Annotated in this window: 12 protein-coding genes; 4 read left to right on the top strand and 8 right to left on the bottom strand. The window is 68.6% G+C overall.

The window, feature by feature from the left end:
- Positions 1-476: dihydrodipicolinate synthase family protein (locus BMW75_RS02470; RefSeq protein ID WP_175493068.1), on the bottom strand; the 476-nt coding region annotated here is incomplete at its 3' end.
- A 243-nt stretch (positions 477-719) separates the two neighbouring features.
- Between BMW75_RS02470 and garD the strand changes: the two genes are divergently transcribed.
- The 4 genes from garD to BMW75_RS02450 all read left to right on the top strand — a co-directional run bounded on the left by garD (position 720) and on the right by BMW75_RS02450 (position 4,950).
- On the top strand, positions 720-2,288 hold the full coding sequence (gene garD, locus BMW75_RS02465) for a galactarate dehydratase (protein ID WP_092576210.1): 1,569 nt from the start codon (positions 720-722) through the stop codon (positions 2,286-2,288).
- 60 nt (positions 2,289-2,348) lie between these two features.
- Positions 2,349-3,398, top strand: a complete 1,050-nt coding sequence (locus BMW75_RS02460; RefSeq protein ID WP_076520763.1) for an SMP-30/gluconolactonase/LRE family protein — start codon at positions 2,349-2,351, stop codon at positions 3,396-3,398.
- A 71-nt stretch (positions 3,399-3,469) separates the two neighbouring features.
- Positions 3,470-4,447 (top strand): Bug family tripartite tricarboxylate transporter substrate binding protein, encoded by a 978-nt coding sequence (locus BMW75_RS02455; protein WP_092576207.1) that lies wholly within the window; start codon positions 3,470-3,472, stop codon positions 4,445-4,447.
- 149 nt (positions 4,448-4,596) lie between these two features.
- The gene (locus BMW75_RS02450) at positions 4,597-4,950 is read left to right on the top strand and encodes a hypothetical protein (RefSeq protein WP_254791921.1); all 354 of its coding nucleotides are present in this window, start codon (positions 4,597-4,599) and stop codon (positions 4,948-4,950) included.
- 26 nt (positions 4,951-4,976) lie between these two features.
- Here the strand turns inward: BMW75_RS02450 and BMW75_RS02445 are convergent, their stop codons facing one another.
- The 7 genes from BMW75_RS02445 to BMW75_RS02415 are packed head-to-tail and all read right to left on the bottom strand — an operon-like array spanning position 4,977 to position 13,134.
- Positions 4,977-6,476, bottom strand: a complete 1,500-nt coding sequence (locus tag BMW75_RS02445) for an aldehyde dehydrogenase (RefSeq protein WP_092576205.1) — start codon at positions 6,474-6,476, stop codon at positions 4,977-4,979.
- Positions 6,473-7,723 carry a Zn-dependent hydrolase gene (locus tag BMW75_RS02440; RefSeq protein ID WP_092576202.1) on the bottom strand — a complete coding sequence of 417 codons (1,251 nt, stop codon included), beginning with the start codon at positions 7,721-7,723 and terminating at the stop codon, positions 6,473-6,475. Before BMW75_RS02440 ends, BMW75_RS02445 begins: the two co-directional genes overlap by 4 nt.
- Positions 7,724-7,741: 18 nt before the next feature.
- A complete protein-coding gene (locus tag BMW75_RS02435) occupies positions 7,742-9,454 on the bottom strand; it encodes a thiamine pyrophosphate-binding protein (RefSeq protein WP_092576201.1) in 1,713 nt (570 codons plus the stop codon).
- The gene (locus tag BMW75_RS02430) at positions 9,451-10,380 is read right to left on the bottom strand and encodes an HpcH/HpaI aldolase/citrate lyase family protein (RefSeq protein ID WP_092576198.1); all 930 of its coding nucleotides are present in this window, start codon (positions 10,378-10,380) and stop codon (positions 9,451-9,453) included. Before BMW75_RS02430 ends, BMW75_RS02435 begins: the two co-directional genes overlap by 4 nt.
- The gene (locus BMW75_RS02425; RefSeq protein ID WP_092576195.1) at positions 10,377-11,660 is read right to left on the bottom strand and encodes a TRAP transporter large permease; all 1,284 of its coding nucleotides are present in this window, start codon (positions 11,658-11,660) and stop codon (positions 10,377-10,379) included. The genes BMW75_RS02430 and BMW75_RS02425 overlap by 4 nt, the downstream gene beginning before the upstream one ends.
- 2 nt (positions 11,661-11,662) lie before the next feature.
- Positions 11,663-12,139, bottom strand: coding sequence for a TRAP transporter small permease (locus BMW75_RS02420; RefSeq protein WP_092576192.1), 477 nt, complete (start codon positions 12,137-12,139; stop codon positions 11,663-11,665).
- On the bottom strand, positions 12,139-13,134 hold the full coding sequence (locus BMW75_RS02415; RefSeq protein ID WP_092576189.1) for a TRAP transporter substrate-binding protein: 996 nt from the start codon (positions 13,132-13,134) through the stop codon (positions 12,139-12,141). The genes BMW75_RS02420 and BMW75_RS02415 overlap by 1 nt, the downstream gene beginning before the upstream one ends.
- Positions 13,135-13,172 lie beyond the last annotated feature (38 nt).

Below are 13,172 nucleotides of genomic sequence, written 5' to 3'. Positions count from 1 at the left end.
TCGGCCAGGCGAGCCAGGCTGTCGGCCGACAGGCGCGACTGGGCGCGGTTGTAGACGATGACGCCGATGTTGACGGACTTGCAGACCTGCTCGACGTGGGCGGCGATGCCGTCCTGCGAGGCTTCGGTCAGGTAGTGGGGCAGCAGCAGCACGCCCTTGGCGCCCTGGCGCTCGGCTTCCTGGGCGTAGGCGATGGCGGTGCGGGTGGGGCCGCCGGCGCCGGCCAGGATGGGCACTTTGCCCTTGCAGGTCTGCACGGCGGTGCGGATGACGTCGGAATATTCCTGGGGCGCGAGCGAGAAGAACTCCCCGGTGCCGCCCGCGGCGAACAGGGCGGTGGCGCCGTAGGGGGCTAGCCATTCCAGGCGAGCCGCGTAGCTCTTGGCGTTGAAGTCGCCGTTCTGGTCGAAGTCGGTCACCGGGAAGGAAAGCAATCCTTCCGAAACAATGCCCTTGAGTTCCTGCGGAGTCGTCATGTTGCGCTCATCCCTAAATGGCCGTCGCAGGCGGGAGGGGGTGCTTGCGAACGGGATGCGGTGGTAAAAGGTGAGTCATCGTACAACATCAAATTGCCGGATTCAAGGCGTGTCCCCATGAGACGCACCGTTTACAAGGGGAAACCCGAAATTCCTTTCTGAAGGCTTTCAGCGATATTCTCTTGGTTGTACGATAACGTACGGTGTCCGCAGCGGGACATCCATCAGGCAAAAGGATTCAACATGCAGGTTGCAGTCGAGCAGGCGCCAGTGCTTATCAAGATTCACCCCGACGACAACGTCGCCATCGTGGCCAACGATGGCGGATTGCCCGCGGGAACCGTTCTGCCCGACGGGCTCCAGTTGGTCGACGCGGTGCCGCAAGGGCACAAGGTCGCTTTGGTCGACCTGGCTGAGGGCGACGCGGTGGTGCGCTACAACGTGGTGGTCGGCTACGCGGCCAAGGCCTTGCCGCGCGGCAGCTGGATCAACGAGCGCGTCACGACCATGCCGGCCGCACGCACGCTGGAAGACCTGCCGGTGTCCACCCGCGTGGCGCCGCTGCCTCCGCTGGAGGGCTACACCTTCCAGGGCTACCGCAACGCCGACGGCACGGTGGGCACGCGCAATATCCTGGCCATCAGCACCACGGTGCAGTGCGTGCAGGGCGTCGTGGAACACGCGGTCGCGCGCATCCGCCGCGAACTGCTGCCGCTGTACCCGAACGTGGACGACGTGGTGGGCATCGAGCATACCTACGGCTGCGGCGTGGCCATCGACGCGCCCGGCGCGGCCATTCCCATCCGCACGTTGCACAACATTGCCCGCAACCCGAATTTCGGCGGCACGTCCATGGTCGTCAGCCTGGGCTGCGAAAAACTGCAGCCCGAACGCCTGCTGGCGCCCAACGCCATTCCCATCCGGGCGGGCGATGGCATGGCCGGAGAGGGCGTGGACACCATCGTCCTGCAGGACGAAGAGAACATCGGCTTTGAATCGATGATCGCGCTCATCATGCGCACCGCCGAGCGCCATCTGCAAAAGCTCAACGCCCGCCAGCGCGAGACCTGCCCCGTGTCCGACCTGACCGTCGGCGTGCAATGTGGCGGCAGCGATGCGTTTTCCGGCGTGACGGCCAATCCGGCCGTGGGCTTTGCGACGGACCTGCTGGTGCGCGCCGGGGGCACCGTGATGTTCTCGGAGAACACCGAAGTGCGCGACGGCATCGACCAGCTCACCGCGCGCGCCGAAACGCCGGAAGTGGCCGAGGCGCTCATCCGCGAAATGGCCTGGTACGACGCCTACCTGCAGCGCGGCATGGCCGACCGCAGCGCCAACACCAGTCCGGGCAACAAGAAGGGCGGCCTGTCGAACATCGTCGAGAAGGCGATGGGCTCGATCGTGAAGTCCGGCTCTTCGCCGATCCATGGCGTGCTGTCGCCGGGCGACCGCCTGACGCGCAAGGGTTTGATCTTCGCGGCCACGCCCGCCAGCGATTTCATCTGCGGCACGCTGCAACTGGCGGCCGGCATGAACCTGCACATCTTCACCACCGGCCGCGGCACGCCCTATGGGCTGGCGCAGGTGCCGGTCATCAAAGTTGCCACGCGCTCGGCGCTGGCACGCCGCTGGCACGATCTGATGGACGTGGACGCCGGGGTCATCGCCACGGGCCAGGCCTCGATCGAACAAGTGGGCTGGCAGCTCTTCCAGATGATGCTGGACGTGGCCAGCGGCAAACAGCAGACCTGTGCGGAAAAACTCAAGCTGCACAACGCCCTGGCGCTGTTCAACCCCGGCCCCGTGACCTGATCGGGGCCCCTTCGATCCGCAGTGCCATCGCAGAATAAAACCACCGAGAGGAGACAGCCGATGGAAATTGACCCCAAAGTCCAGGCCGGCCGGCGCCGGCTGCTGGGCGCCGCGCTTGCGCTGGGACCCGCCAGCCTGGTCCAGGCGCAATCGTTCAGCTTCACCCCGCAGCAGCGGTATCCGGACCCGTCGGTGCGGATCCTGGATCCGGAATTCACCAAGTACCGCATCTACAGCAGCAGCGTCGAGCAACTGGCCACCGGCTTTCGCTGGCTGGAAGGCCCGGTCTGGTTCGGCGACGGGCGCTATCTGCTGGTCTCGGATATTCCCAATAACCGCATCCTGCGCTGGGACGAGACCACCGGCCAGGTCAGCGTGTTCCGCCACCCGTCCAATTTCAGCAATGGCCTTGCGCGCGACCGCCAGGGCCGGCTGCTGACCTGCGAACACCTCACCCGCCGCGTCACGCGCACGGAATACGACGGCAGCATCACCGTCCTGGCCGACCGCTTCGACGGCAAGCGTTTCAATTCGCCCAACGACATCGTCTGCCAGCGCAACGGCGCCATCTGGTTCACCGATCCCCCGTTCGGCATCGGCGGGCACTGGGAAGGCGAAAAGGCCACCCCGGAACTGCCGCTCTCGGTCTATCGCATCGATCCGGCCAACGGCCGGGTGACGCTGGCGATCGGCGACATGGCCGCGCCCAATGGCCTGTGCTTTTCGCCCGACGAAAAAGTGCTTTACGTGGTCGAGTCGCGCCACCAGCCCCACCGCGTGGTCTGGGCCTTCGACGTGGGCGCGGACGGCGCGCTGTCCAACAAGCGCCTGCACATCGATGCCCAGGGACCCGGCGCCCTGGACGGCATCAAGTGCGACGAGGCCGGCAATCTGTGGTGCGGCTGGGGCAGCAACGGCTCGCCCGACGCCAAGCCCGAGGAGCTGGACGGCGTGATGGTCTTCAACCCGGCCGGCAAACCCATCGGCCACATCCGGCTCCCGGAACGCTGCGCCAACCTGTGCTTCGGCGGCGCCAAGCGCAACCGCCTGTTCATGGCCAGCAGCCATTCGCTCTATGCCCTGTACGTGGAGACGCGCGGCGCGGCATAGGCATATCCCGACCGCGGCCTCACGCGGCCGCGGAACACTTCAGCACACATACCAAACCGTGTGGAGACAGCATGAACCCGAGCAAAAGACAGTTCCTGGGCAGCGCCGCCGCGCTTTGCCTGACGCCGCTGGTGCCAGCATGGGCCCAATCGGCCGAGTGGCCGACGCGCCCCGTGCGCATCGTCGTGCCTTACCCGCCCGGCGGTTCGTCGGACATCATCGCGCGCATCCTGGCGCCCCGGCTGTCCGAAGCGCTCAAGCAGACCGTGGTCGTCGAAAACAAGCCCGGCGCCAACGGCAACCTGGGCGCGGGATTGGTCGTGCAGTCGGCGCAGGAAGGCCACACGGTGTTGCTGTGCGACGTGGGCGCGCTGGCGATCAGCCCGTCCGTCTACACCAAGCTGACCTTTGACCCGTCCAAGGACCTGCGCGCGGTGGGCATGCTGGCCTACTCGCCGCACGTGCTGGCGGTGCATCCGGACGTGCCGGCCAAGACGTTGCAGGACCTGGTCGAGCTGTCCAAGAAAGAGCGCATCAACTTCGCGGTCACTGCCATCGGCAGCGCGCCGCACCTGGCCGCCGTGGCCGTCCAGCAGGCCACGGGCGCGCAATGGGAGTATGTGCCGTACAAGGGCGGCTCGCAGGCGGTCACCGACACCATCGGCGGCCAGACGCAGATCATCATGAACGGTCTGCTGGCCACGCTGCCGCACATCAAGTCCGGCAAACTGCGCGCCGTCGCCATTTCCAAGAGCGAACGCATGAAGCTGGTGCCGGACATCCCGACCATCTCGGAGCAGGGCGTCAAGGGCTTCGAATCGGGCACCTGGCAGGGCGTGATGGCGCCTTCCACCATGACCGACCCGGTGGCCACGCGCCTGTCCACACTGATGGCGCAGATCATCAGCGAGCCCGAAATCGCCGCGAAACTGAACGAGCAGGGCGCCGAGATCGTCACCAAGAGCCCGGCCGAGCTGGCGCAGTTCTTCAACGGCGAGCGTGCCCGCTGGGCCAAGGTCGTGGCCACCACGGACATCCGTCTGGATTGATTTCCGCGGCTTCGATACACGCTGCAACTCCCCCGCCTTGCGAGGGGCGGGGGAAGGGCGCACACTGGGAATGAACCGGCCCGATCCGGGCGGACCCGACCGTTGCGGCCGGCGCCGACCCGGCCGGGCCGTCCCGGTGGAGCCTGCCGATGAAATCCCTGGTCGCCCTGGCGGCGCTGTCGGCAGCGGTCTGGTGCCATCCCGCGATGGCGCGTGATGCGCTGCCTGCCGTTCCCCAACCACCCGCATCCGCGCGCACCGTGCCCGACACCTGCCTGGGCACGGACTGTCCGCGCATCGTGGATCCGGGCAAGCTCAACCGCGACTGCCTGGGCACGTCCTGCCCAGGGTCCCGATATCCATCTCCGGCCCAGGCCTCCCCAAGACCGCAGGACCAGCCGGGCTTGAAGGGCGCGCCCAAATCGTGGCTGCCCCCCATGCCGCCAAGGCCGGGTCAACCGCCCATCGGGCCCCTGACGCCGGCGCCGGCGCTGCCGCGGTAGGCGACCCGAGCCGGCAATGGTCCGGCTCAAACCGTCAGGCTGATCCAGGTCGTCTTCAGGTCCGAGTACTTGTCCAGCGCGTGCAGCGACTTGTCGCGGCCAAATCCCGACTGCTTGACGCCGCCGAACGGCACCGAGATGTCGCCGTCGGCGTAGCAGTTGACCCAGACCAGCCCCGCGCGCAGCCGGCGCGACAGGCGGTGGGCGCGTGACAGGTTGGCGGTCCACAGCCCCGCGCCCAGACCGTAGACCGAGTCGTTGGCCAGGCGGATGGCGTCGTCTTCCGACGTGAAGCGCTGGGCCGCCAGCACCGGGCCGAAGATCTCCTCGCGCACCAGCGAACTATCCTGGCCGGCGCAATCGAAGATGGTGGGCTCGATGTAGTAGCCGCCGGTCGCCGCCAATACCTGGCCGCCGCCCATCCGCAGGCTGGCGCCCTCGGCCTTGCCTGCGGCGATGCGGTCCAGCACGCCGCGCATCTGGCGTTCGTCGACCATGGCGCCCATGGCGGTCGCCGGGTCCAGCGGGTCGCCGGGCTGCAGGCCCGCCGCGAAGGCGGCAACCTTCTCCATGAAGGCATCGTAGATGCCGTCTTGCACATACAGGCGCGATCCCGCGATGCAGACTTCGCCCTGGTTCGAGAAGATCGCCAGCGCGGCCGCCTGTGCGGCCCGGTCCAGGTCGGGGCAGTCGTCGAAGACGATGTGCGGCGATTTGCCGCCGCATTCCAGCCACACGCGCTTCAGGTTCGACTGGCCCGAATACTCCATGAAGCGCTTGCCGGTGGCGGTGGACCCTGTGAACGCAATGCAATCGACGTCCGGATGCCGTCCCAGCGCCTGGCCGGCGACCGCGCCCAGGCCGGGCACGACGTTGAAGACACCGGGCGGAATGCCGGCCTCGCTGGCCAGCGCGGCCAGCCGGATCGCCGACAGCGAGGCCTGTTCGGCCGGCTTCAGGATCACGCTGTTGCCCGCGGCCAGCGCCGGAGCGACCTTCCAGGCCGCCATCATCAGCGGGTAGTTCCACGGCACCACCGCGGCCACGACGCCTAGCGCTTCGCGCGTGATCGTGGCCAGGGCGTCCGGCCCGGTGGGCGCGATCTCGTCGTAGATCTTGTCGATGGCCTCGGCGTACCAGGCGTAGCAGCGCGCGGTTTCCGGCAGGTCGAAGGCCAGCGCGTCGCGGATCGGCTTGCCCATGTCCAGCGTTTCCAGCAGGGCCAGTTCTTCCTGGTTCGCCTCGATCAGCGCGGCCAGGCGCAGCAGGCGTTCCTTGCGCTGGCGCGGGGCCAGCCCGCTCCAGACGCCTGCCTCGAAGGCCCGCCGGGCGGAATGGACCGCCCGGTCCACGTCGGCGGGGCCGCAGGCCGCCACGTCGGCCAGCCTGCGGCCGTCGATGGGGCTGGTGGCGGGGAGCGTGGCGCCGTCGGCGGCGTCGCAATAGGCGCCGTCGATATAGGCCTGGCCGCCGATGGCCAGGGACGCGGCGCGGTCGCGCCAATAGGTGGCGTCGCGGGCGCTCATGCGCGCACCTGCGCGTCGTTGGCGCGCGCCACCATGGCGTCGAGCAGCACGTTGCAGCCGGCTTCCAGATCGGCGGGCTTGGCGTCTTCGATCTCGTTGTGGCTCACGCCGTCCTTGCAGGGCACGAAGATCATGGCGGTGGGCGTGACGCTGGCCATGTAGACCGCGTCGTGGCCGGCGCCGGTCACGATGTCCATCGCGGGCAGGCCGCGGCGGGCCGCGCCGTCGCGCACCTTGCCCACCAGGTCCGGATCGAAGGGCGTGGGCGGGAAGTACTGCACCTGCTTGACGTCCACCGTCACGCCGTGGCGTTCGGCGACCTCGGCGCAGACGGCGAGCCAGCGTTCGTCCATGCCGGCCAGCGTGGCCTCGTCCTCGTGCCGCAGGTCGACCGTGAAGCGGACCTGGCCCGGGATGACGTTGCGCGAACCCGGATGGGCGTGGATCTCGCCCACCGTGCCGCGCCCGTGGGGCTGGTTGTCGTTGGCGATGCCCACCACGGCCTGCAGCAGGAAGCTGGCGGCATAGAGCGCGTCGCGGCGGATCGGCATCGGGGTCGGACCCGCGTGCATTTCCATGCCGGTCACGGACACGTCGTACCAGCGCACGCCGAGCGAGCCGGTCACCACGCCGACCACCTTTTCCTCGTGTTCCAGGATGGGGCCTTGTTCGATATGCGCCTCGAAATAGGCGCCCACTGGGCGGCCGCCGACGGGGTCGGCGCCGGCATAGCCGATGGCGGCCAGCTCGTCGGCCACCGACTTGCCGTCGTGGTCGCGCGCGGACAGGGCCACTTCCAGCGGGAATTTCCCGGCGAAAACGCCCGAGCCCATCATCACGGGCAGGAAGCGCGAGCCTTCCTCGTTGGTCCAGATGGCGACCTCGAGCGGCGCTTCGGTGACGACGCCGTGGTCGTTCAGGCTGCGCATGACCTCCAGGCCCGCCAGCACGCCGTAGCAGCCGTCGAACTTGCCGCCGGTGGGCTGGGTGTCGATATGGCTGCCGGTCATGACCGGGGGCAGCTCGTTGTTGCGGCCGGCACGGCGCGCGAAGATGTTGCCCACCTGGTCCACGCGCAGCGTCATGCCCGCCTCGCGCATCCACCCCGTGACCAAGTCGCGGCCCTGGCCGTCGAGCGCCGTCAGCGCCAGCCGGCAGTTGCCGCCCTTGGCCGTGGCGCCGATCCGGGCCAGGTCCATCAGCGACTGCCACAGCCGCTGTCCATTGATAGAAATCGTGGTCGTCATGTCAAAAGGTCCGTGTGTTCATTGGCCCGAGCGGGCGATGCGGGCTTGCGCGGCCTCGCGGATGCCCATGAGGGTTTCGCCGGGCGCGATGCCGTTGGCGTCGTAGCGGATCTCCAGCAGCGCGGGCAGGCTCTCGCGTTCGGCGAAAGCCAGCGCGCGCTCGAAGGCCGGGCCGAAGTCGGCGGTGTTCTCGACCGCCTCGCCGTAGCCGCCGTAGCCGCGGATGATCTGGGTGAAGTCGGGGTTCTCGAAGCCCAGCGCGATGGCGCGGGCGGGGAACTCGCGTTCCTGGTGGGCGCGGATCGTGCCCCAGATGCCGTTGTTGAAGACGAGCACGACCACGCCCAGGCGGTACTGCATGGCCACGCCCAGTTCCTGCATGTTCATCTGGAAGCAGCCGTCGCCCGCGTAGCAGACCGCGGCGCGCTGGCGGTCTTCGAGCTTGGCGGAAATCGCCGCCGGCAGCCCGTAGCCCATCGACCCGACGGTGGGCGTGAGGCTCGTGCCCGGGCCGGCGTAGCGGCGGTAGCGGTGCGGATACAGCGCGTAATTGCCCGCGCCCACGGTGACGCAGGCGTTCGCCGGCAGGTGCGCGTCCACGTAGGCGGCGGCCGCGTCCAGGCTCATCGGGCCGGGCGAGGGCAGCGGCGCCAGGCTGTCGACCAGCTCCTGATGCGCGGCGCGCACCTTGTCGCCGCGCGGCGCGGCATGGCCGGGCTCAAGGCCCGCCACGGCGGCGGCGAAGCTCGCCACGTCGGCCACGATGGCCTGCGTGGGCGAAAACACGCGGCCCAGTTCGGCGGCGTCGGGATACACGTGGATGAGCTTCTGGCGCGGCAGCGGGCTTTCGAGCAGGGTGTAGCCCTCGGTCGTGGCCTCGCCCAGCCGCGTGCCCACGGCCAGCACCAAGTCGGCGTCGCGCAGGCGCTGGCGCAGCGCGGGCGTCATGGCCCAGCCGACGTGGCCGGCGGCGTTGGGGTGGCGCTGATCGAAGCACTCCAGGCGGCGCCACGCGGTGCCCACGGGCAATTCGAAGCGTTCGGCGAAACCGGCGATCTGGTCGATGGACGCCTGGCGCCAGCCGTTGCCGCCCACGAGCAGGAAGGGCCGCTCGGCCGCGTCCAGCAGTTCGGCCATGCGCGCCAGGTCGGCGGCGCCGGGGTGGCTGTGCACGCGCGGATAGCGCGGCAGGTCGGCCACGCGGGCGCGGCCCCACAGCGTGTCTTCAGGCAGCGCCAGCACCACCGGGCCGGGACGGCCGCTGGTGGCCACGGCGAAGGCGCGCGAGATGAACTCGGGGATGCGGTCGGTGCGGTCGATCTGGGCGACCCACTTGGCCATCTGGCCGAACATCCGGCGGTAGTCGATCTCCTGGAAGGCCTCGCGCTCGATGAAGTCGTTGCCGACCTGGCCCACGAACAGGATCATCGGCGTGGAATCCTGGAACGCGGTGTGCACGCCGATGCTGGCGTTGGTGGCGCCCGGTCCGCGCGTGACAAAGCAGATGCCGGGTTCGCCGGTCAGCTTGCCGTAGGCCTCGGCCATGTAGGCCGCGCCGCTTTCCTGGCGGCAGACGATCGGCTCGATCGCGTCGGTGTGCTCGTTCAGCGCGTCGATGCAGGGCAGATAGCTCTCGCCGGGAATCATGAATACGCGGCGCGCGCCATGGATGCGCAACTGCTGCATCAGGATCTGACCGCCGTTGCGTTCGGGAATTGCTGCTGACGTCATGCGCAGTCTCCTAGTTGCAGGGCGGCCTGCGCGCGGCGCTCGGCGGCCCATTGTTCGAATTGTCGGTGGCGCGCCAGCAGGCGGCGCGCGGTGTTGTAGACGGGCGGGTCGATGCGCTCGGCGTCCTGGCGGCCGGCGCGCTGCGCCTCGAAGCGCGCCACGCAGTCCAGCGCGGCGGAGACCTCGGCGGGCGCGGGGGTGAACACGGCGTGGATCACGGGGATCTGTTCGGCCACGGTGGCGCACTTGGACTTCAGGCCGATCCGGCGCGCCCAGCGCACGTCGGCTTCCAGCGCCGGCAGGTCGCGGTAGTTGTAGGGGCAGTCGATCGGCACGCAGCCGGCAGCCGTGCAGTCCACCAGGAAGCGGGCGCGCAGGTGGTGCAGCTCGATGCCGTCCTTGCCGCGCTCCGCGCCCAGGCTCGCCGTCAGGTCTTCGGCCGCCAGCAGGCAGGCCGACACCCGCGGGCTGGCGGTCAGGATCTCGTAGGCGCGGTGCACGCCCAGGGCGGATTCCAGCGTGGGGACGATCTCGGTGCCGCCGGCGGGCAGGCCCAGCTCCGTTTCGAGCGCGGTGATGGCCTGGTCCAGCGCGGCGATCTGCGCGGCGCTTTCCGCATGCGGCAGAAAGACGGCGTCGGGCGCGCCGGGCATCACGCCCCGCAGGTCCGCCAGGCCGTCCTCTTCCAGCTTGTTGATGCGCACGGCCGCCACCACGCCCTGGGCGCGGCAGTCGGCGAACAGCGCGGCAATGCGCGGGCGCGCGGCCGGGCGTTCGGCCGGCGCGGTGAACTCTTCCAGGTCGGCGACCAGGGCGTCGGCGCCGCTGGCCAGGCCCGCGGCCTGGGCTGCGGCATCCATGCCAGGCACGAACATCCAGCTACGGCGCAGGGCCGCCGGACGGCGCAGGGAGGAAACAGGGGTCATTGCACGTGCCTCGGCAGGAACAGGACGAGTTCAGGGACAAAGGTCAGCAGCAGCATCACGGCCGTCATGGCCAGCATCATCCACGACAGCGGACGCAGCGTCTGCATCATGTTGATGCCGCCGATCTTGCAGGCCGCCATCAGGTCCACGCCCACCGGCGGCGTATTGGCGCCGATCGCCATGTTGATCGACAGCAGGATGCCGAAGTGGACCGGATCGATGTTGTAGTGGGCCAGCACCGGCATCACGACTGGCGCGACGATGATGATGACGGGGATCGCCTCCATGAAAGTGCCCAGCAGCAACAGCACCACCGTCAGCACCAGCAGCACGGCGACGCGGCTGTCGGTCCATTCGACCAGCAGCGTGGACAGCGCCTGCGGCACCTGTTCGGCCACCAGCACCCAGGCGAACAGCCCCGAGGCGCCGATGAGCAGCAGGATGGAGGCGCTGCTTTCGCCGGTGGACTTCAGGTTTTCCCACAGCGAGCGCAGGCTCAGCGTGCGGTACCAGAAAAAGCCGATCAGCACGGCGTAGAGGATGGCGCTGGACGCGGCCTCGGTGGCGGTGAAGATGCCGAAGCGGATGCCGCCGATGATCAGGACGGGCACCATCAGCGCCGGCAGGGCGTCGACCGCGGCGGCGCGCAGCTCTTCCCAGGAGAACGGCTGGCCGCCCGCCCAGTTGTGCTTGCGCGATTGCCAGATGGCCACGCCGATCAGCGACAGCCCCAGCAGGATGCCTGGGATGATGCCGGCCATGAACAGCTTGCCCACCGATGTGTCGGTGATGGTGCCGTAGACGATCAGCACGATGCTGGGCGGGATGATGGTGGACGTGGCGCCCGCGCTGCCCACCAGCGCGCACGAGAACCCCTTGTCGTAGCCGCTGCGCGCCATGGCCGGAAGCAGCAGGCTGCCGATGGCCACCACGTCGGCCACGCCGGATCCCGACAAGGCTCCGAACATCAGGCAGGCCAGCACCGCGACCACGGCCAGGCCGCCCTTGATGTCGCCCACGATGGCGGCGCACAGCCGCACGATGCGCTGGGTCAGCCCGGCGCCGTTCATGAGCTGGGCCGCCAGGATGAAGAGCGGAATCGCCAGCAGCGTGAAGCTGTCCAGCCCCACCACGTACTGCTGCGCCGCCACCATCAGCGGCGCGGCATCGTAGACCGCCAGATAGGCCAGGCAGGACAACACCAGGCCGAAGGCAATGGGCATGTCGATCAGCACCGTGATCGTGAACACGCCCATCAGAAAGAGAGCACCCGAAGACATCGTTATTCCTTTACGGCGGGAGCGGGAGTGAACAGTTGCGCAAGGTGCACCACGACGGTGACCGCGCAGGCGAACGGCAACGCCAGGTACACCGCGCCGGCGGACACGTCGAGCGCGGGCAGGGTCTGGTCCATCGTCAGCTCGGCCAGTTGCCAGCCGGCGTAGCCCAGCGCCACCAGGCCCACGATGATCAGCACCTGGTTCAGGCGTTCGAATGCGTCGAGCACGCGCGGATTGCGCACCACGAAGGGCAGCAGGCCGGCCATCAGGTGCGAACGCTCGAAGCTGCACACGACCCCGCCGACGAAGGCGGACCACACCAGCACCAGGCGCGGCAGCTCCTCGGCCCAGTGCGGCGTCGTGTGGGTGACGAAGCGGGAAAACACCACGTAGGTGATCAGGATCGCCAGCAAGGCCACCGCCAGGGCGGCGAAGGCCTTGCTGATGCCCGACAGGATGGCGGACAGTCGGTTGAGCATTACTTGGCCTCGCGGTACTTCTGGACCAGCGCCATCAGTTCGGGGCCGTAGGTGACCGAGTAGGTCTTCCAGACCGGCTCGACGGCGGCGGCGAAGGCGGCCTTGTCCACCTCGTTGACCTGCATGCCCTTGTCCTTGAGCTGGGCGACGAGCTGCTGGTCGCTGTCGCTGATCATCTTGCGCTGGGCATCGCGCCACTTGTCGGCGGCGGCCTGCACGATCTTCTTGTCGTCGGCGGAAATGCGGTTCCAGACCGGCTTGGAAATGATCAGGCTGGCGGGGCCCCAGACGTGGCCGGTCAGCGACAGGTACTTCTGCACTTCGAAAAAGGACGAGGTGTAGATGATCGACAGCGGGTTTTCCTGCGCGTCGAACACCTTCTGCTGCAGGGCGGAGTAGAGCTCGCCGAAGGCCAGCGGGGCGGGGTTGGCGCCCAGCGCGGTGAAGGTGTCCAGGCGCATCTTGTCCGGCGTCACGCGGGTCTTCAGGCCGGACAGATCGGCGGGCTTGCTCACCGCGCCGCGGTTGTTGGTGACGTGGCGAAAGCCGTTTTCCCACCACGAGATGATGGTCAGGTTCTTCTTGTCGGCCAGCTTGGCCAGCGCCGCGCCCAGGTCGCCGTCAAAGGCCTTGTAGGCCTGCTGGGACGTGGACCAGGTGTAGGGCAGCTCGACCACGCCGAACTTGGGCTCGATCGGCTGCAGCGAACCCGAGCCGATGATGGCGGCGCCCTGGCTGCCGATCTGCAGGCCTTCCAGCATGGTTTTTTCATTGCCGAGCTGGCCGCTGGGGAACAGCACGAAGTTGACGCGGCCGTTGGTCTTTTCCTTGACCTCGGCGGCAAAGCCTTCGGCGGCCTTGTTCCAGCTATGGCTGGGAGCCAGCACGTGGCCCAGCTTGATGTCCAGGGCGTGCGCGGAAAGCGGGGCGAGGGCGGCGCCGGCGAACAGGGCGGCGCCGAGCAGGGAAGCGAGTTTTCGGTGGGCGAAGGTCATGGCAAGGCTCCAGGATCGGAAGATCGGAAAAGGATGGT

It is taken from the genome of Achromobacter sp. NFACC18-2 (genome assembly GCF_900108985.1).
GTDB lineage: Bacteria > Pseudomonadota > Gammaproteobacteria > Burkholderiales > Burkholderiaceae_B > Achromobacter.
The sequence above is the reverse complement of the archived record's forward strand: the minus strand, read 5'-3'. Positions and strand labels throughout refer to the sequence as shown.